This window comes from Neorhizobium sp. IRS_2294 (assembly GCF_050500145.1).
In the GTDB taxonomy this organism is placed as follows: Bacteria; Pseudomonadota; Alphaproteobacteria; order Rhizobiales; family Rhizobiaceae; genus Neorhizobium; species Neorhizobium soli.
Genome location: NZ_CP191439.1, coordinates 607,281 through 623,972, shown reverse-complemented (window position 1 = coordinate 623,972; position 16,692 = coordinate 607,281). Strand labels below are relative to the sequence as shown.

At 56.9% G+C, this 16,692-nt stretch carries 15 protein-coding genes and 1 pseudogene; 9 read left to right on the top strand and 7 right to left on the bottom strand.

The window, feature by feature from the left end:
- Window positions 1–574 precede the first annotated feature (574 nt).
- Entirely contained in the window at window positions 575–1,594 is a 1,020-nt protein-coding gene (locus ACQY1K_RS02985) for an endonuclease domain-containing protein (protein ID WP_430258266.1), read from the top strand.
- Between the two features lie 1,076 nt (window positions 1,595–2,670).
- Complete coding sequence (locus ACQY1K_RS02980; RefSeq protein ID WP_062576813.1) at window positions 2,671–2,883, top strand: hypothetical protein; 213 nt, start codon at window positions 2,671–2,673, stop codon at window positions 2,881–2,883.
- Window positions 2,884–3,542: 659 nt separating this feature from the next.
- On the opposite strand, the gene ACQY1K_RS02975 is transcribed toward ACQY1K_RS02980, so the two are convergent.
- Window positions 3,543–3,782 (bottom strand): hypothetical protein, encoded by a 240-nt coding sequence (locus ACQY1K_RS02975; protein ID WP_430258884.1) that lies wholly within the window; start codon window positions 3,780–3,782, stop codon window positions 3,543–3,545.
- Window positions 3,783–3,926: 144 nt separating this feature from the next.
- Window positions 3,927–6,194, bottom strand: a complete 2,268-nt coding sequence (locus ACQY1K_RS02970; protein WP_430258265.1) for a PAS domain S-box protein — start codon at window positions 6,192–6,194, stop codon at window positions 3,927–3,929.
- A 748-nt stretch (window positions 6,195–6,942) separates the two neighbouring features.
- Here ACQY1K_RS02970 and ACQY1K_RS02965 point away from each other — a divergent pair.
- From ACQY1K_RS02965 to ACQY1K_RS02955, 3 genes are all read left to right on the top strand, one after another.
- On the top strand, window positions 6,943–7,311 hold the full coding sequence (locus ACQY1K_RS02965) for a response regulator (RefSeq protein ID WP_430258264.1): 369 nt from the start codon (window positions 6,943–6,945) through the stop codon (window positions 7,309–7,311).
- A 146-nt stretch (window positions 7,312–7,457) separates the two neighbouring features.
- On the top strand, window positions 7,458–7,820 hold the full coding sequence (locus ACQY1K_RS02960) for an ArsR/SmtB family transcription factor (protein ID WP_430258263.1): 363 nt from the start codon (window positions 7,458–7,460) through the stop codon (window positions 7,818–7,820).
- Window positions 7,821–7,843: 23 nt separating this feature from the next.
- The gene (locus tag ACQY1K_RS02955; protein WP_430258262.1) at window positions 7,844–8,107 is read left to right on the top strand and encodes a hypothetical protein; all 264 of its coding nucleotides are present in this window, start codon (window positions 7,844–7,846) and stop codon (window positions 8,105–8,107) included.
- 385 nt (window positions 8,108–8,492) lie between these two features.
- Here the strand turns inward: ACQY1K_RS02955 and ACQY1K_RS02950 are convergent, their stop codons facing one another.
- Entirely contained in the window at window positions 8,493–9,440 is a 948-nt protein-coding gene (locus tag ACQY1K_RS02950) for a YiiG family protein (RefSeq protein ID WP_430258261.1), read from the bottom strand.
- Between the two features lie 188 nt (window positions 9,441–9,628).
- On the opposite strand from ACQY1K_RS02950, the gene ACQY1K_RS02945 reads away from it, so the two are divergent.
- Entirely contained in the window at window positions 9,629–9,802 is a 174-nt protein-coding gene (locus ACQY1K_RS02945) for a hypothetical protein (RefSeq protein ID WP_430258260.1), read from the top strand.
- A 386-nt stretch (window positions 9,803–10,188) separates the two neighbouring features.
- Here the strand turns inward: ACQY1K_RS02945 and ACQY1K_RS02940 are convergent, their stop codons facing one another.
- Window positions 10,189–11,130, bottom strand: coding sequence for an NmrA family NAD(P)-binding protein (locus ACQY1K_RS02940; RefSeq protein WP_430258259.1), 942 nt, complete (start codon window positions 11,128–11,130; stop codon window positions 10,189–10,191).
- Window positions 11,131–11,204: 74 nt separating this feature from the next.
- Between ACQY1K_RS02940 and ACQY1K_RS02935 the strand changes: the two genes are divergently transcribed.
- Window positions 11,205–12,005 (top strand): AraC family transcriptional regulator, encoded by an 801-nt coding sequence (locus ACQY1K_RS02935; protein WP_430258258.1) that lies wholly within the window; start codon window positions 11,205–11,207, stop codon window positions 12,003–12,005.
- Between the two features lie 187 nt (window positions 12,006–12,192).
- Here ACQY1K_RS02935 and ACQY1K_RS02930 read toward each other — a convergent pair.
- Both ACQY1K_RS02930 and ACQY1K_RS02925 read right to left on the bottom strand, forming a co-directional pair.
- Window positions 12,193–12,285 (bottom strand): annotated as a pseudogene (locus tag ACQY1K_RS02930) (phospholipid methyltransferase); the annotation flags it as partial.
- A gap of 27 nt (window positions 12,286–12,312) precedes the next feature.
- Window positions 12,313–12,771 (bottom strand): VOC family protein, encoded by a 459-nt coding sequence (locus ACQY1K_RS02925; RefSeq protein ID WP_430258257.1) that lies wholly within the window; start codon window positions 12,769–12,771, stop codon window positions 12,313–12,315.
- 845 nt (window positions 12,772–13,616) lie between these two features.
- On the opposite strand from ACQY1K_RS02925, the gene ACQY1K_RS02920 reads away from it, so the two are divergent.
- The gene (locus ACQY1K_RS02920) at window positions 13,617–14,324 is read left to right on the top strand and encodes a GGDEF domain-containing protein (protein WP_430258256.1); all 708 of its coding nucleotides are present in this window, start codon (window positions 13,617–13,619) and stop codon (window positions 14,322–14,324) included.
- 48 nt (window positions 14,325–14,372) lie between these two features.
- On the top strand, window positions 14,373–16,139 hold the full coding sequence (locus ACQY1K_RS02915; RefSeq protein WP_430258255.1) for a putative bifunctional diguanylate cyclase/phosphodiesterase: 1,767 nt from the start codon (window positions 14,373–14,375) through the stop codon (window positions 16,137–16,139).
- 84 nt (window positions 16,140–16,223) lie between these two features.
- Here ACQY1K_RS02915 and ACQY1K_RS02910 read toward each other — a convergent pair whose 3' ends face one another.
- A complete protein-coding gene (locus tag ACQY1K_RS02910; protein ID WP_062453746.1) occupies window positions 16,224–16,529 on the bottom strand; it encodes a hypothetical protein in 306 nt (101 codons plus the stop codon).
- Window positions 16,530–16,692: the final 163 nt, after the last annotated feature.

The following is a 16,692-nucleotide window of genomic DNA, read 5'->3' as shown; positions in this document are numbered from 1 at the left end:
AGGAAATTGGCTGGGGACCCGCGGTCAATGACCGCAACGGGGCTGGCAGCGGCCGTCGGCTGCTAGGACACCCAACACGGAAAGCTGACTTCTAAGTTCAAACCGCTGACGTCTGAAATCGGCCCGAAGCTGCCATCGCCAGCCTGCGGAAACAACCCCGGCAGGCGGGAGGGTGCTTATCAGCGCTTGCACTAATCGTTGCTGGCGAGGGCTCCCCCTAAGCTCAATCGCTTCTCGGGTGCATAGTCCTTCAGAGCATCAATCAGCTTGCGAATTCGGCGAGGCAGGTGCTGTCGTAACGAGTAGTGACCGTCAGAAAGAACCCGAACGGATCTCGCCATCCGTCACAAGTAACGGTAGAACTCTCTGGGGATTTCCGGGCGGCGACATGGACGACGCGCATAAACAAGCGATCATCATTCGGGGCGCGATTACTGCCGTGCTGGTCTTCGCGGGATTTGCATTTCCGCTAGTCTGAATCGCGGCCGCGTTTTTCGCCTACACCACTTTCCAGGCTTTCCCGGATCCCGAGCCTGAAACGCCCGAAAGCATGTACCGAACCCGGCAGTCGACAATGACCGCCGATGATCCCGAATGGCGCGAATATTTCTTGGCGGCATGTGAATCGCCTGCAGAGACTGCTTTCCTCGAAGCGATGATCAAGGGCTACGATCTGAAACCCGACAAAGGCATCCTTGCCGGCGCGGGGATCGAGCTAGACATGCAGACCGAATACAAGCCTTACCGGCTCGATTTCCTCGTGAACAAATGGCTTGTCGTCGAGGTCGATGGCGCAGAGTGGCATTCTTCTCCAGAGGCCGTTGAGCGCGATGGAATCAGGGACGAATTCGTCAGAGCCAAGGGCTTTGCCGTCCTGCGCATTCCGGCAAAGGTCGTCTTTCAGAAACCAACCGAAGCCGTGAGCAGAGTAAGGGCGGCCATCGCCAATGGCAGGCCAGCACAGAAGGTGGCCGCGAAGGCAGCGCCAATATCGGTCGCCAAGACCTTCACCAACTCGATGAGCGCGTTCGGGAAGTTCATGGACGATGTCGATGCTCACGTCATTAGGGAAAAAGCCATTCAGGAGGCCTTGGGGCCATCAAGACAGACCTTCGATACCGAGAAGATGGTGATCGATTCCGGATTGGAAAATGCCAGGAAGGCGATAGCCCTTGAAGACGAGCTATCTGCGAATCCAAATCTTCGTAAGCATTTCGAAGAGTATCATGCCGAATTCGAAGCGCTCTTGAAAAGCACGCGTTCTAAATATGACGGCGGTCAGAGCGCGACAATCACAATCTCACCGATATCGTGGCCGAAGGCGCATCCGGATCCCGACTTGAACGCGACGATCATGGATATGCACTTAAAACTGCATGGCGACCGAACGCGCTACTTTAACGAGGTTCGACAGCAGATTTCGAAAGACCCACGCTTATCTCCTCACGTCCGAAGCCACCTGGAAAACTTCGGCTGCCATTCGTCGTGGAAGGAGATATCAACGAAAAAGGACCTGTTCTCGCTTGAAGCGTATCTGAAAGAAATTGAGGCCGAGGGTGGGGGCGGCGCACAAAAGAATCCGCCGCCGAGCTGATGAGCAGGGCGGCAGTCCTGTGAGGCCGATGCGGACATTTTCGCGGTCTAGGAGACGTCGGCGGATATCAGAGGTAGACGCGACGGGCCTCATCCAGATCGGCCAACGCTCCGATGAGTTGTTCACGTCACGCTCTTTGCTGTAGGCCGTTCGCGTAACACCATTGATCCTGATCTCGACGACGCTAACTTCTGTTCCATCCTTCTGTGTCTCAACGGATGCGACGACGATCTTCTCTCCAGGATCCGTAAGCCGCTCCGGCTTTCATCGTCATGTTCGACGGGTCGTGGGGGTTCACGTCCATGGATATATGTGAAGCGGGGTAGAACGTTTGCCATCCATCGGAGTTGGAACGACGTTCTGGAGCCGGAAGATCATACGCGTTGATTGGTCGTCGATGACCGGTCATGGGCGCGAAGGCGACCTGGGCTCGCCGCGAAGCGATGTCTGTTTTAAGGCGTGCGGAATGGCGGCCTCTACGACCGGGATGGAGGCGCAAAGCTGCCGGGATCCCGTTTGCCGCCCCGTCGCAAACGTGAGGTCGCACCGCGGAAATTATTTCCGCCAGCCCGCCCGGTTGACTGATGCCCAAAGCCAGGGCACAAAGGTGGCATCCACGGTCGCTCGCGATGGGAAAACAGAGGGAATTTCAGGGCTTTTCCGTTAAGCCGTTGAAATGATGTGAGAATCCAGGTCTCCCAGGCGAACCATTTCAAGCCCATTTTGCGCTGCAAATCAGAGACTATCTCCCCGCCAAAAAGTGGCGTCTTCCCAGGAACTTAGGCGACGTCTGCGAGAAAACGCGGGCTATCTCGCCACATTCAAAGGACGACGGAGAGATTGGCTGGGGACCCGCAGGCGACTGCGACGGGGCCGAAACGAGCTCTCCGATGCACCAATTACGGTCATTGCGGCTGCCGCAAAACTCCCTATTCTGCCACGTCGCAGAAGTCAGGAAAATAAGTGTCGTTATAACTAGGAAATTTGCGAGGCTGTGTTCCACGTTCGTGGCGGCAGCCAACCTTATGAAGGACTAGGGCCAGTCAATCCGTGACTCTGAATGATAGGAGAGACCTATGACGCAAGGCTTCCGTAAAAGCATATTATTTCCGATCACTCTCATGTTTGCTGGTGTCGCCGCGTTTTTTCTTTTCCTTTTTGTGACAGGGCATGATCCTGACGAAAAGCCGCTGACAATGATCCATTGGATTATCGGCGGAGCGCTGATCGGTCCAGGTTTTGGCTACCTCATCCAATGGAGGCGGGACAGGGACCGATCCAAGTTATAAGCAACTCTTAGCTTTGGCGGCCGTCGCAAATTTCCTGTCAACCTCCTGACATCCTTGATCGGGTTTAGGTACGCTGCTCTTCTCGGCGGTCTCTGCGTAGGGCCGACAGGCGGCATGACGCAGAAGCGCCGATATCGTTGAAAAACTCGCCGGATTAGCTGCTCATCCGCCCATTTTGTTTTTCCGGGCGGAGTACCAACGCGTTTCTACATCCGGCATCACCGAACAATCTTCAGCTCCATCGGGTCCGCTGTCATCCGTTCACACTGAAGTCCTACTTGCGCCAGAGAGGCCGAGATATCGACGCCGCAAAGGAAAGACAACATCAGCGCGGCACGCCTATGCTTGGACTTTCCCAAGGGGCATCACCGGATAGCGACTGCTAAGCGTGCCGCGTATCCTGCAAATCGATTTCAGGTCCCATTGGCGCCAGTCATGCAGTATCCATTGATGCCCCAATAGCACTGCCGACTGCGTACGATGAGATATGTCGAAGACGCGCTCCGTTTGAGACTCAAGCGTTTTTCGAATGACTACACAACACCTGCGATCAGACCGCATCAGCGTGAAAAGAAATCTTACGTCGCGCCGCCCGCCTAGCTGACAGATGCTGGTCGATCATCGTCTGTCACCATTTGATGCGATTGGCGCAAACCCTCTTAGTCTAAAGCCAACCAATGCATGGTCGATGCTATCTCTGCCGGATCGTAGGGCTTTGGAAAAAAGACGGTGTGGGCAGGAATGCCGCCGTCCTCGAGCCGGAAGTGACCGGATGTGATGATGATCTGAATCGGTGGCCAGCGATCCCTTACAGCCGCCGCGAGCTTCAATCCGTCCATTGTTCCTGGCATGTCAATGTCGGTAAAGACGATGCGGATATCGCTGCGTCCCTCTAGGATGTGGATGGCTTCGGCAGCATCGCGGGCCTCTACTGCTACGAAACCAGCGTCCTCGAAAGGTCGATCGCCATCAGCCGTAAAAGCGGTTCGTCCTCTACGACGAGCACCACCTGTTTCTTCGGAGCATTTGCCTGTCTCACACGGTTATTCCGCATGCTGCAATTGGTGTAACGGAGCCGTCATTTCTGCTCTGAAGCCTGTAGGAGCGTAAGTGATGTCCACGCCGCCTGTTCCGATTAGTCCCATGCGAATAAGCTTGGAACCGAAACCCCTTCTATCAGGTTCGCGCACTGGCGGACCCCCGGATTCCTGCCATGAGAATATGACGGATGGCTCGTCTTCAACGGTCTTCACACACCAGTCTATCGAGACACGGCCCACATCAACGGAAAGAGACCCGTACTTGAGCGCGTTGGTTGCCAGTTCATGGAGCATCAGAGCTAATGATAGTGTGCCCTTTGGCCCAATGGTGATCTCTGGTCCCCTTACTGCTAGTCGCTCCGTCGGAACAAGGCGGTTGAGGGTTGCATCAATGATCTGGGATATCGGAGCCTCGTCCCTGTTATCCAGCAACAGCACGTCCTGAGCGGAACTCAGGGCCCTGAGGCGATTATCAAAAGCCTCAACATAGGAACGGTCGCTAACTGGCCTCAGTGTCTGGCTTGCGATAGCCTGCACCATAGCAAGCATGTTCTTCAGGCGATGGCTCATCTCGCGGTTGATGATCCGCTGCTGTTCTTCCTGCTTCTTCTGGTCGGCAATATCGGAAACGACTATGACTGCACCAGAAAGTTTCCCGGCATTGTCATGAATAGCTTCTCCTACGATTGCTACCCACACCCAGTCTCCGTCAGGTTTCTTGAACCGCACTTCCATCCTGTTCGAAAGGCACTCTCCCGCCAATATCTTGGATAACGGATATTCTTCCGGCCTTACCGCAGTCCCGTCGCGGTGCTCAGCGACAAATACGTCGTACTGATCTTTGCTTCCGACATCGGTTGCGTCCTGGCCGATGATCTGGCGCAAACGCTGGTTTTGCATGACGATCCGGCCGCTTGGGGCCGAGGCGAGGACCACGCCCACGGGCATGCTGTCAAGGACCGTCCGCAACTGCTGCTCGCGATCCCGTAGTTCGTTTTCCATGCGAAGGCGCTCGGTCACTTCCACGAACATCACGACGAAACGCTCGTCATCGAGTGCTTGGACATGGCCCTCGTACCAGCGGTCGAGCGAGCCGACCTGACGGGTGAAGACCTTCGCCGTCCCGGAATCAACCACGTCGGCAAATTCCATGACCCACTCGTCTTCGATCCCAGGAAACACCTCACGGATCGTACGGCCCAGAGCAGTTTCCGAGGGCACTCCGACCAACTCGCCCCATGCGCGGTTGACCTCCTTGTAACGCCAATCAACGGCATTTCCCCGGTCGTCGCGGATCAGTTCTCCGAGGATGAAACCTTCTTCGAGTTGCTCGAACAGTCCGCGCCAGTGGGCCTCGCTTTCAGACAGGCGGATCTCAGCCGTCTTTCGATCCGTGATGTCGGTAAAGATCGAAGCGATACGCTCGGAATCCAGCCTACGGATACGGTTCTCGAACCAACGTCCGCCGAGTACAGTCGCGCTGTTGGAATGAAGAAAGCTTTCACCGGACTTCAGCACACGATCATAGGCGGGAATCATTTCCTGGACGACATCCGGGAAAAGAACCGTCAAAGTGCTTCCGACAACTCGTTCATAAGGTAGTCCCGTCAGTTCCGTAAATGCCGGGTTCACGTCTTCAAAAAGCACATCCGTCAATTCACCCTGCTGGTTTCTGATCGCGGTCGCGACGTAGTATCCTTCGTGCATGTCAGCGAAGAGGCTGCGGTATTTAAGCTCCGAAATCCCGACGGCGATTTCTTTCTCGACGACTTTGGCCAACGACTCAAGCGATCGACGATCCCGTTCTGTCCAGTCCCGTGGCTTCGTGTCGATAGCCGCCAAGGCACCCACAAGTTCACCGGTAGGGAGGGATATCGGAACACCGAGGTAGGCGACGACGCCCAGGTCGCCTATCGCATGGTTATCCATGACCAGCTCGTGAGCGTTGGCATTCCTTACTACAAGAGGTGCGTTGTCTTCGACCACATGCTGGCAGAATGAATGCGTCAAAGGTGTCTCGCCCTGCGATGCCCAAGGCTCGGGAAGTCCGCAATGCCCCGCGAATACCTGCCTGTGCCGATCGACGATAGAGATGATAGCTACGGGGACCTCAAGGGAAGTTCGAACATGTTCCGTCAAGTGTCCGAACTGCTCGCTTCCCGCGCGATCCAGAAGTCCGCTTCGCCTAATGGCATCGATGCGATTACTTTTAGGTATCAAAATGAGCGTCTCGTCTCTTGCCTCGGAAATGCTGCCGCGCAACTTCACCACCAAAACAGTCCGAGCACTGTCGGAGTAATCACTCAGCCGATATGGAGCTGTCTAGGGCAAGACCAATGTCATGTCTGTCAACAAAGCAAGGGGCAAGTTACTTTCTGGGAGTGTATTTTTAAAGGGGGGGCGAGCCAGCTCTCATCGAGTAGGTCGATGGTCTTTGCGCAGTTGTAAAACCTGTGACGTTGAGAAGGCGGTTGCCGCAGAGAGGTCGAGAAGCCCGGTCCTCGCGTTCGAGTACTGGAACAGCGCCTTCAGTGTACCCGTCCGTAGTCTGCTGGCCCGTCGTCCCAATCGCCTTTCATAAGCTGAGGCGCTCGCTCCAGCGCCTCCTCTCTAGCGATGAGTCAACGCCTTACCTAGATGGCATCCGCAACCGGCCTACTGTCAAACCTGCCATTGCCGATGATGACCTTGTACAGGCAGAGAACGTCGAAATCTTCGCCGATCCCCCAGAAAAGGCACCTGGAAGAGGCCGCGACGGCCAGAACATGCTGTGGAGACACTGCCTCCCCTCGTGCGGGTTCTACAAGCACGATCACATCTATTCTCGCTATCTCATCCCAGGCTAACGTGGGGTTGCCGCGCTGACCACACATTGTTCGGATGAAGTGGAGGTCGCCATCCTTACAAACTCGATCCAAGTTTGCCTCAATGCAAGGTTGAAGTTAACTCCTTAAAACAACTTTCTTTAGGAACGATATCCGCACGGTTATGTTGTCCCGCCACATGCAAGGGGTGGGTGATGCGTAAAGTACTGGTAGTCGACGATGAAGTTCTGATCCGGCTGACCGTGACGGACGCTCTTGAGGATGCGGGCTTTGAGGTCATCGAAGCGAGTACTGCAGACGAGGCCATGGAAAAGATGGACGAATCTGCCATCCACTTCTTGTTTACCGACATCCAGATGCCCGGCCGTCTTACGGGCGTTGATCTCGCCCACGAGGTGGCGGTGCGGTTCCCAGAGGCTGGGATAGTAGTCGCATCGGGCCGTATCAAGCCATGCGACGTCGACTTGCCCCCTTCGGCTCAGTTCTACTCAAAGCCATACGACCTCGCCCTAATTGTCGCGAGGTTCGAGGCGATGTCCCGCGCGCAGATCATCGATAGCTGACCGCTTCAGGTCGGAAAAGACAATCTGCCGTTCCGGTCCGTGATTATCGAGTTCGAATGGTCCCGTACCAGACCTTCCTGGCCCATCATGCGCAGACCTGCCTTCCCCATACCAGGGAAGGACGTTGTGCGCCAGGAGATACCACGATGCGTATGACCATGCCCTCGGCGTCGGAAATTGCCCAGGCCTCCAGCTTCCTGACTTTGATCGGGAACGGGAAGCGTTTGCTCATCCTGGATATCGTCAGCAGAAACGAAACCTCGGTTGGTAGGTTGGCCCTCATGGTGGGTCTGAGGCAGTCGGCTCTTTCGCAGCATCTGACCATACTGAAGAACGCCCACTTGGTGCAGACGCGACGCGATGCCCAGACGATTTATTACAGAAGCGAGTCTGCATCGGTCGCTTTGATACTGGCGGTCATCCACGAGATTTTCAACATCGACGTTCCCGCGTCCCAAGACGTCGATGGTGTCGACGAATCTGTGGTCGTGGAACTGCTCAGGCAGTAAGCGCGACAGCAGGAGATGTCGGCATGAATATCATCGTAGTCGACTTCCACGCGCGCTGGCGGGCGCCCGTCGTCATCATCGGAGACGAGCCGTCATCGACCATCACCATCCTTGGTCCGGCTGACGCGTTGCGGTATCTGAGGACGTGCGCGGCCAGGTCGGACAGGGTTTACATCCGTGCAGTCGATCTCTGCCAGCACGCCCTTCTGAACGGCGTTGACCCGGAATTGTCGCGTCCGCATTTTCTCGCCGCGTGCGCCAACTTGGGTTTAGAGGAGCCAGGCTAAGGCTGGAAGAAGCGATCAGGAAGCCAGGCGGCGCGCATTTAATGTCAGCGCGACAAGGCCGCCGACCGCGGCCCAGTGATAGGAGAACGTTCCGCCAATATGGGCTGACACGGTCCGCTAAATCAGAATGCTGCGGTAGCTACCCGCACCTTGCGGTGTAATTACTTCGAGAGCGCCTGTTCGGTTCAGGCAAAAAACACGTCGTCGCCGTCGACCGACCCCGAGACGTCTTTCGGCCCAATCGCTGCCAAAGAAGACCCGACCCGTCACATATGCCTCTGCTACCCAATCCTCGGCACCTCTCCTGAAACGGCCGGAGAACGCCGTCTCGTCGTAGGGAGCGAGCGCCTGAGTAACGGAGGTCAGCGCATGGCGTAATTGGATCTTAGTCCTTGGCAAACACCGTAGCGGACTCTGAGGTGGAGACCATCGTGTTGTAGTCAGAGACAAGCCATTCGAGATCGTCGCCCGCGCCTTTGCGGGCGTCGCCTTTGGCCATCTCGAGTTTTTCGTCGAAATTGCGAAGCTTCGACAGGAGCGACGCCGGGCTGGACTCAAACACGTGGAATGAGTTGGGATGCTGGAGAGCGTAGTCATCGAACTCCCGGACAGCCTGGGCGTAGTCGGCAAGCACTGATCTGAATGCAGGCATGGCGACCACGGGCTTTTCGTTTGTCGGCATCACGTCCATCACGGCCTCTGCCCGGAACATGACGTTTCGCACATGCCAGCGCGATTTCTTGCCCTCGGCCTTTTCGAGCGCGAGTAGCGATGCGCGGTCGAGCTTGACCTTTTCGGTCCTCAATGCGGCGTCCACTGTCTTCCGGCGTTCTTCATAGACGGGCGATAGGGCAGCGATGTCCTTATGGAACGCCTTACCGTCTGCCATCTTGTCCGACTTATAGTCCTGGCGCTCGTAATACTTGTTCGCCCGCTCGATGACGGGAGCCAGTTGCTGGTAGGTCTCGACATAGGCTGTCATGGCAGCGTCAAGCTCCGGCAGCTTTGGCTCTTCCTGAGCGGAAGCCAAGGCTTTGCCCGCCAACTCTCTCACGTCGTATAGAGAGTACATGCCATAGATGATGCGCTCCTTGCCGGTCGGGCCCTTCTTCATGTCGACCCAACTGTCGTAACGCTGTAGCGACTCGGACGCGCGCAGGGTTTGGTTGAGAAACTCGACGTACGTGTTCATCTTGCCCATCGCCGCGTCAGATACGGTGGCATCGGGTGGCGACTGGGCCTGTACGTGGGATGTCCCCAAAAGATATGGGACCGAACCCTGAAGGATCAGGACCAGAACCGAGGCGGTAACCGCCTTTGCGAGCGTCTTCATCGGATGCGTTCCCCCATCGATCAGCCTGCTATCTGTCGCGCAAGATCCCTAGATCAAGGCCTCGTCTTACTCGGAAGCGCCCGGACGCCGCCTTCATGTTAATGACGCTCCGCCGTCATCTAGCCATTGAAAGCGCTGTTGATACTCCAGCGTGGCCGCATATCTAAGCACGACACGGAGAGACGGGCATGTGCAACCTCTACAATGTCACGACCAACCAGCAGGCGATCAGGGACTTCATCAGCATCTCGCGGTTTCGGGAAGGAAACCTGGCGCCGTCAATCAACGTCCACCCGGATCGCGAGGGGCCGATCATCCGCGTGGACTCTGGTGGCGAGCGTGAACTGACGATGTCGGCATAGGTCGAGGTCGTGCCAATCTTTGCCAACAAACCAATTTAGAAAATGGATTTTTGTCTCGCCATACGAGGCCATCCATTCCGACAAGCGTCGCCAACTCGCCCGGCGTCTCGTAAATTGTTTCGCCATCCACAACCGAGTTACACACATCAGTCTCCTAGAAAGGCATCACGATATCTCGGCGGCCGGTTCGTGTCACGGCCGCTGAATTTCTAGGGGGCAGATGAGATGCTAACCACCAATAGTTTTTCAACAGTATCGGCCGACTGCCGCCCTTGCATGCGTTGCGCCAATAGCAGTCATAGCTACCGCAAGACAAAATTTGCGGTAGCTCCCAGTAAGGGCTGAAAACTGCCGGCACAACTCAAGAGAGCCAGCATGACCTCCCGCTAGTCCCGCGCGGTCCACAGGGCAAACGTCTCTCGTTGGTCTCCCGCTCTGACCGCCTCCAGGTAGCGCGGCTTCCAAACATCACCTATGAAGACCTCCATGGTCGTGGGCAATTTCGGACGATCCGCGTGCTCCCCATGGAACCTGACGATGCCATTATTGAGAGCGTCAGCAGTCAGTGTGTCGTCCTGCCATTTCTCCGGCGTCCCAAAGCGCGCCAGAAATTCAGCTTCCACGTCTTTGCGGGTCGTCTCGATGTGTCGGTACTCCACCGGCCTGCCGATCTCCTTGCCAATCATCGCGACCAATTCGTTCATCGAGATATCTTCCGAGCCGACGTCGCGATAGACACGGTGTATGCCCGTCGGATTGGTCAGTTCCTTCGCCGCCAGCCATGCGATGTCATCGGTCGCCACCCAGGGCATCTTCAAATCAGGTTTGCAGAACCAGGCAATTCGACCGTATTGGGCAACCGGCCCCGTCCACGCCAAAACATTCTCCATGAACCAGGCGGCGCGCAGGTGGACCAGATTGACAGTGTCGAGTTGGTTGAGCTTTTCGTCCAACTGGTGGAAGCTTTCGAAATGGCCGGTTTTCCCTTTGACGTCCGAGCCCATGGCCGTCAGGCTAACGGCCAGTTTGACGGAGGATTTTTCTAGCGCATCGACAAAGCGCTGGGCAACAGCGGGGTAGTGTCCCTCGATGTTGTTCCAATCGGTCTTCACCATCAGGAAAGCGGCATCTGCACCCTGGAAAAATTGGTCAAGGTCTCCCGCGCCTGTGTCGAAGCTTCCGATAAACGGCTCGGCTCCGAGCGCGACCAGTGCGTCCAAGGCTGGGCCACCTCTCGACAGCGCTCTGACCTGATGGCCGGCGCTCAACAGGGTCCGGGTCAGCTTGGCGCCAATTCGTCCCGTGGCGCCGACGACAGAAATTCGCATGACAGTCTCCATTCGGTTGTTAATCACCCAGGAATAGACTATCGCCGTGCGTACGAATTTGGAGATAATGCCAAATGATCTCAAAATCGGGCCAATCCGCAAAACGGCGTCCCTGCTCCGACGACATTGAACCCGACCGGTCGAATCGTCCGGCCTTCGCTGTCCGTCTCGACTTCAGTGACTATGAGGCTGAAGTGCCCCAGCACCAGCACAAGGAAGGGCAGCTCATCTTGGCGCTGCACGGGGCCGTCACATGCCGAACGGAGAATGGCATCTGGATTGTCCCGCCAGACTGCGGGGTCTGGATACCCGGCGGCGTGCCGCACAGCAACCAGGTTACGTCCAACGCACGCCTGTCCTATCTCTTCGTTCAACCCGAAGCGGCCAAGCTGCCTCAGGCGTGCTGTACGCTGTCTGTGTCGCCGATGCTCCGCGAGATGATCCTCCGACTGGCGGAGGTACCAGCCAGTTCGGCACCGGACGATCATGTCGGCCGTATGGTGCGGGTCTTGCTGGATGAACTCACGCAAATGCCGATACAGGGGCTTGATCTACCCGCGTCCAGCCATCCCAAAATCGCCGCGATCACTGCGGCCCTGATGGCGGAGCCGAGTGACCGTCGCACGCTTGTGGATTGGGCGGCACATGTTGCCATGAGTGAGCGGTCCCTGAAGCGGCTGATGGTCCAGGAAACTGGACTGACCTTCGGCCGATGGCGGCGGCAACTGCACCTGGTCGTCGCGTTGCGTGAACTGGCCAGCGGCGCGACGGTCCAGAGGGTGTCGAGCGACTTGGGATATGAATCCGCGACCGCCTTTATCGTCATGTTCAAGAAGGCATTGGGCACAACGCCGACACGCTACTTCGCGAGCTGATTTTCCAAACGGACAACTTCGGTAAGGATGGTCGGCATTTTGCGGCACGTGCAATGACCGCTTTGGGCCGAACGCGGACCACATCACCGCTTACGTGGATGTCCGGTTTTCGCCGTTCGGCACCCATCATCGGACAGTCCGCTTGCGGCCCCAAAGCGGACAAGTCAGGGTGTGCAAGCTGTCCGGTTCATGCGACTGTCGTCCTCATGATGCGATATACGCTTGCAGGCGGCAGGTTTGCATAGGTGGTGCTAATGCGATTAGCCTTGAGCCCCAGCCGCTAGAGTAAAGTATCAGCAATCCTTCACTAAGCAGGCGGCTGCATTAGTTCTATAGTGATACCATCCGGGCCGGAGATGTACGCGACCATTGTTCCGCATCGGGGGCCGGCTGGTATCGGCTGCGGCGAACCGTTCACTGCCCACCCCGCCGTCTCAACCCACGCGATCGCCGTGCGGATATCCTTAACCGTGAGAGCGATATGAGCGGCGCCGATCGCACCCGCGCTACGAGGTGTCTGGCCCAGCGTACGGCCTGTCGAATACTCGAGAAGCTCGATAGGGTAGCCATTTGGAGCCGTCACCAGCGCCATTCGGCAACGGGGGTCGTCAACCCCAGTAGCCTCCCGTAGAAACTCCCCACCCATCTCTCCTTGGCGAGCAAGGTCGAAACCCATCGCCTCAGTCCAGAACTGGATCGCCTCCTCCAACGAGGCGACCGAGAATCCCGTGTGGTCCACAGCTATTACGCCGGCATCTTCGGCCATCTTTAATCCTCACATACCTACCAGTTACGTCTGCCCGATCTAGCGTCGGCTGGATAGCCTTACGAACTTTCTTTCGTCTCTCGACACCATTCCGAGCATCACTTCACGTCACTGCGATGACTGCTTTTGGCGCATAGGCGACGACGTTACATCGCCGAGAGCAATGTCTGCTTTCAGGTGCGCGCGGCGATGACTTCTACGACCGAATTGACGGCGCAAAGCTGCCGGGAGCCCTTTGGCCGCCCCGTCGCACGTGAGGTCGCACCGCGGAAATTATTTCCGCCAGCCCGCCCGGTTGACTGATGCCCAAAGCCAGGGCACAAAGGTGGCATCCACAGTCGCTCGCGATGGGAAAACAGAGGGAATTTCAAGGTCTTTCCACTAAGCCTTTGAAATCATGTGAGAATCCAGGTTCCCCAGCCAATTCTCCCCGACAACAATCGCGGTCGTTGCAAAACTCTCAGCGCCAATGGTGTCGCGTTTGGTTGCGCGTCATTTCTCGGTATTACTTCGCAGGTTCAGCTCGTCCACGCGACAATTGCCCGAGAGACCGTCCGCCAATTGGAAACAATATCCGAGCGCAACTTCGAAAGAGCCTATTGCCAGCGCACTCCGTGAGCAGTTCAACCGGTCATGACCCGAGCGGATCTCACTGTCGATGATCCGAATTTGCCGCGCATGGGACAAGCCCAACATGTACGGGTATCTACGTACCAAATCGAGACGATTTGAATGTTTGATATAGCGCTTTTCTTAATAGGCAGATGCTAATTCAGAAGGTCTGAATCTAGGGTACAGCATTGCCGTTCGTCCACCTTATCCGTCAAGACACTTCGAGACTGCGTGTGTTTGCAGGAACACTGCTTGGCACAGCTCTTTGCGTTGTCGCCGCAGTATTGGCGGACTCGTTTAATTTCGCGGAGATGTCGCAGGATCATTTTCGTCGCGCACTCGCGACAGACATCCTGCTCCCGACCCTGATCGGCGGGCCTTTCTTTTACTTTCTGCTGGAGAAGATCCGGCAACTCGCCGTGGCCAAGGTGGAGCTGCAGCGGCTTGCTTCGACAGACAGTCTTACCGCCGTGCTTAGCCGCGGTGCATTCGAAATGCTGGTCGAAGCCTATCTGGAAAGAGCGCGGGCGGGATCGCTTCCGCAAACGGGATCGTTTCTGATCGTCGATGCGGATCATTTCAAGGCAATCAATGACAGTCACGGGCATCAGGCGGGTGACCAGGCCCTGAAGTTGATTGCTGGGGCGATCAAGGAAACTCTGTCGCCGGCAGATCTTGTCGGACGCGTCGGCGGCGAAGAATTCGCCGTCTTCCTGCCGTCTGTTGTCGATGACACGGCGTCGCGCACGGCCGAACTGATAAGACAGAGGATCCGCGCACTGCCCTTCCCCAGGGACGTTGGCGAAGGGCTGCTGTCGGTCAGCATCGGCGGGGCCACCTTCCGCGAAAACACCAGTTACGAAGAACTGTTCAAGACGGCAGATCGCCGTCTGTACGAGGCAAAGGCGTCAGGCCGCAACCTTGTGAGAATGTCAATTTAAACGCCGTCCCAACTTTATCCCGAAAAGACATTACGACTGAGATATTACATGAAAACCAATGAGGAAATCCGTCTCGCCGCTTTGCACTCCCTGAAATTGCTCGATACGCCAGCAAGTGAGAGCTTCGACCGTATCACGCGCATGGCGAGCCAGATATTCGACCTGCCGATCGCGGCCATATCGCTAACCGATTCCGACAGGCAGTGGTTCAAGGCGCGTGTCGGGGTGGAGCACCAGTCTATTCCACGAGACAAGGCGCCCTGTGCGGCAGTGGCCGAGAGTACCGAACTTCTCGTCGTTCCGGACCTGTCCAAGGATGCGCACTACCACGACAGTGTCCTTGCAAAGACAGGCGTGCGTTTTTACGCGGGAGCACCGCTCACGACGCGCGAGGGGCATTGTCTCGGCGCCTTGTGTGTCCTTGGAGCCGAGCCGCGTGAGACCACCGAAAACGAGATTGCCAGTCTCCAGGACCTTGCCGCAATGGTGATGGCCCAGATCGAACTGCAACATGCGTATGGCAGGATCGAGCCGGTCAGCGGGCTTCCCAATCGTACCCAGTTTTCCGAGGACGTGAGCGACCTTCTCAGAGGACCGGCCTGGCGGACGGCCTATACCGGTGTCCTGATCGACCTTGCCGAGACGCGGCAGCTTGACGACCTTTCCCGCGTGATGGGAACATCCGAAATCGATGCGAAAGTGCGCGATGCCGCACAGCGGCTCAGAGCGATCGTTGGCGGCAAAACCACACTTTATCACGTCTCTACGACGCAGTTTGCGTTCATAAGGGACAGGAATATCGCAGGTCTCGACTGCATGGTTTACCTCAGACAGCTGCTGGGTGACCTGGACGACGAGTCGGACCTCAGATTTCTGATGACGCCGGCAATCGGCGTCGCGCCGCTCAAACCCGACACCACGCCGTCGGATTTCCTGCGTGCCATGAGCAGCGCAGCGCAGGACGCTCGTCTGACAGCGACACATGTCGCGGTCTTTTCACAGGCCAGTGACGATCGCTACCAGCGGAGTTTCCGTCTGCTGCAGGATTTCGACAACGCCCTTCAAGGCAGCGATCAGCTATCGATCGTGTTCCAGCCGCGTGTCAGTTTGCCGGATGGCCATTGCGTCGGAGCAGAAGTCCTCCTGCGCTGGCTCCATCCGGAACTGGGAGCCATCTCCCCCGGCGAATTCGCTCCCATCATCGAGCAGTCTCCACATATAGGCAAGATGACCGCGTGGGTTCTGGATGCCGCTCTGCGCGAAGCCGGCAACCTGAAATCCAGGGGGGTAATCGTTCCGGTATCGGTCAATATCTCGGCGGCAAACCTCGATGAACCGGACTTTGTTCAACGGGTGCAACTGTCCCTCTTGAGACATGGTATCCGGCCGGCGATGCTGGAGCTGGAGGTCACCGAAAGCGCGATCATGAAGGACGCGGCAAACGCGCTGGCGAAGTTGCAGGCGCTTTCCGATGGCGGGGTCCGACTATCGATCGACGACTTCGGCACGGGCTACAGCAGCCTGTCCTATCTCCAGACCTTGCCGACCACCGTGGTCAAGATCGATCAATCCTTTATCCGCAGCATGGATGATGGCTTTCGCGAAACCAATCTCGTCAGATCGATGATCCAGCTGTCGCACGACCTGGGCTACCAGGTCGTGGCGGAAGGGGTGGAGACGACCGAGGCGGCCGAGGCTTTGAGCAAGATGGGTTGTGATGAAGCGCAGGGGTATCTTTTTGCAAAGCCGCTGTCGCCAGCCGCATTCGAAGAATGGTTCTTCGAGAGAAAAATGGAACACCAGATCGCATGCTGATCCGATAGGCTGCCGGCACGAGAAACAGACGATGTCGAAATTCCAACGCGCATCGTGTTTCAAGCGTGTCGGCTCTGCCTGAAGCTAGATCAAGGTCGATGATTTCAAGACGCTGAAACTGTTGTCGTGGTGCAATGCTATGACGCCTTCATGTTCCAGGGCGTAGAGCGCGTTCAGAAGTTCGTTTCTTGAATATCCGGTGGTCGCGGGCGTGTTCGCGATCGTCCCGAACTTGACCTGCGATGGCGGCCTGACCCGCAACCGTCTTAAAACATCCGTCACGGCATTGACGACTTCGATACGTGATTTCACGATAGCGGGCCTCCGGAGAACGGTCATCCCATAATCCGTTCTGTCTTCAACAACACCGGAGGGCTGACTTTGATCCATCAAAAAGACATATCGTGAGCATGCGCCTTCTCCCGCATGCGCCTGGTCTACGCGTTCAAGCGGGCATAGCGCCGACGCTATCAACGTCCGCAGTCAGTCCTGGAATGGATGACACGGACGAATTCGTGCGGATACGCAACCCGCCGATCCAACCCTGTGAGGG

Coding starts and splice junctions, on each gene's coding strand:
- ACQY1K_RS02985 (WP_430258266.1), top strand. CDS start 575: ATGACCGCCGATGATCCCGAATGGCGCGAATATTTCTTGGCGGCATGT.
- ACQY1K_RS02980 (WP_062576813.1), top strand. CDS start 2,671: ATGACGCAAGGCTTCCGTAAAAGCATATTATTTCCGATCACTCTCATG.
- ACQY1K_RS02965 (WP_430258264.1), top strand. CDS start 6,943: ATGCGTAAAGTACTGGTAGTCGACGATGAAGTTCTGATCCGGCTGACC.
- ACQY1K_RS02960 (WP_430258263.1), top strand. CDS start 7,458: ATGCGTATGACCATGCCCTCGGCGTCGGAAATTGCCCAGGCCTCCAGC.
- ACQY1K_RS02955 (WP_430258262.1), top strand. CDS start 7,844: ATGAATATCATCGTAGTCGACTTCCACGCGCGCTGGCGGGCGCCCGTC.
- ACQY1K_RS02950 (WP_430258261.1), bottom strand. CDS start 9,440: ATGAAGACGCTCGCAAAGGCGGTTACCGCCTCGGTTCTGGTCCTGATC.
- ACQY1K_RS02945 (WP_430258260.1), top strand. CDS start 9,629: ATGTGCAACCTCTACAATGTCACGACCAACCAGCAGGCGATCAGGGAC.
- ACQY1K_RS02940 (WP_430258259.1), bottom strand. CDS start 11,130: ATGCGAATTTCTGTCGTCGGCGCCACGGGACGAATTGGCGCCAAGCTG.
- ACQY1K_RS02935 (WP_430258258.1), top strand. CDS start 11,205: ATGATCTCAAAATCGGGCCAATCCGCAAAACGGCGTCCCTGCTCCGAC.
- ACQY1K_RS02925 (WP_430258257.1), bottom strand. CDS start 12,771: ATGGCCGAAGATGCCGGCGTAATAGCTGTGGACCACACGGGATTCTCG.
- ACQY1K_RS02915 (WP_430258255.1), top strand. CDS start 14,373: ATGAAAACCAATGAGGAAATCCGTCTCGCCGCTTTGCACTCCCTGAAA.
- ACQY1K_RS02910 (WP_062453746.1), bottom strand. CDS start 16,529: ATGGATCAAAGTCAGCCCTCCGGTGTTGTTGAAGACAGAACGGATTAT.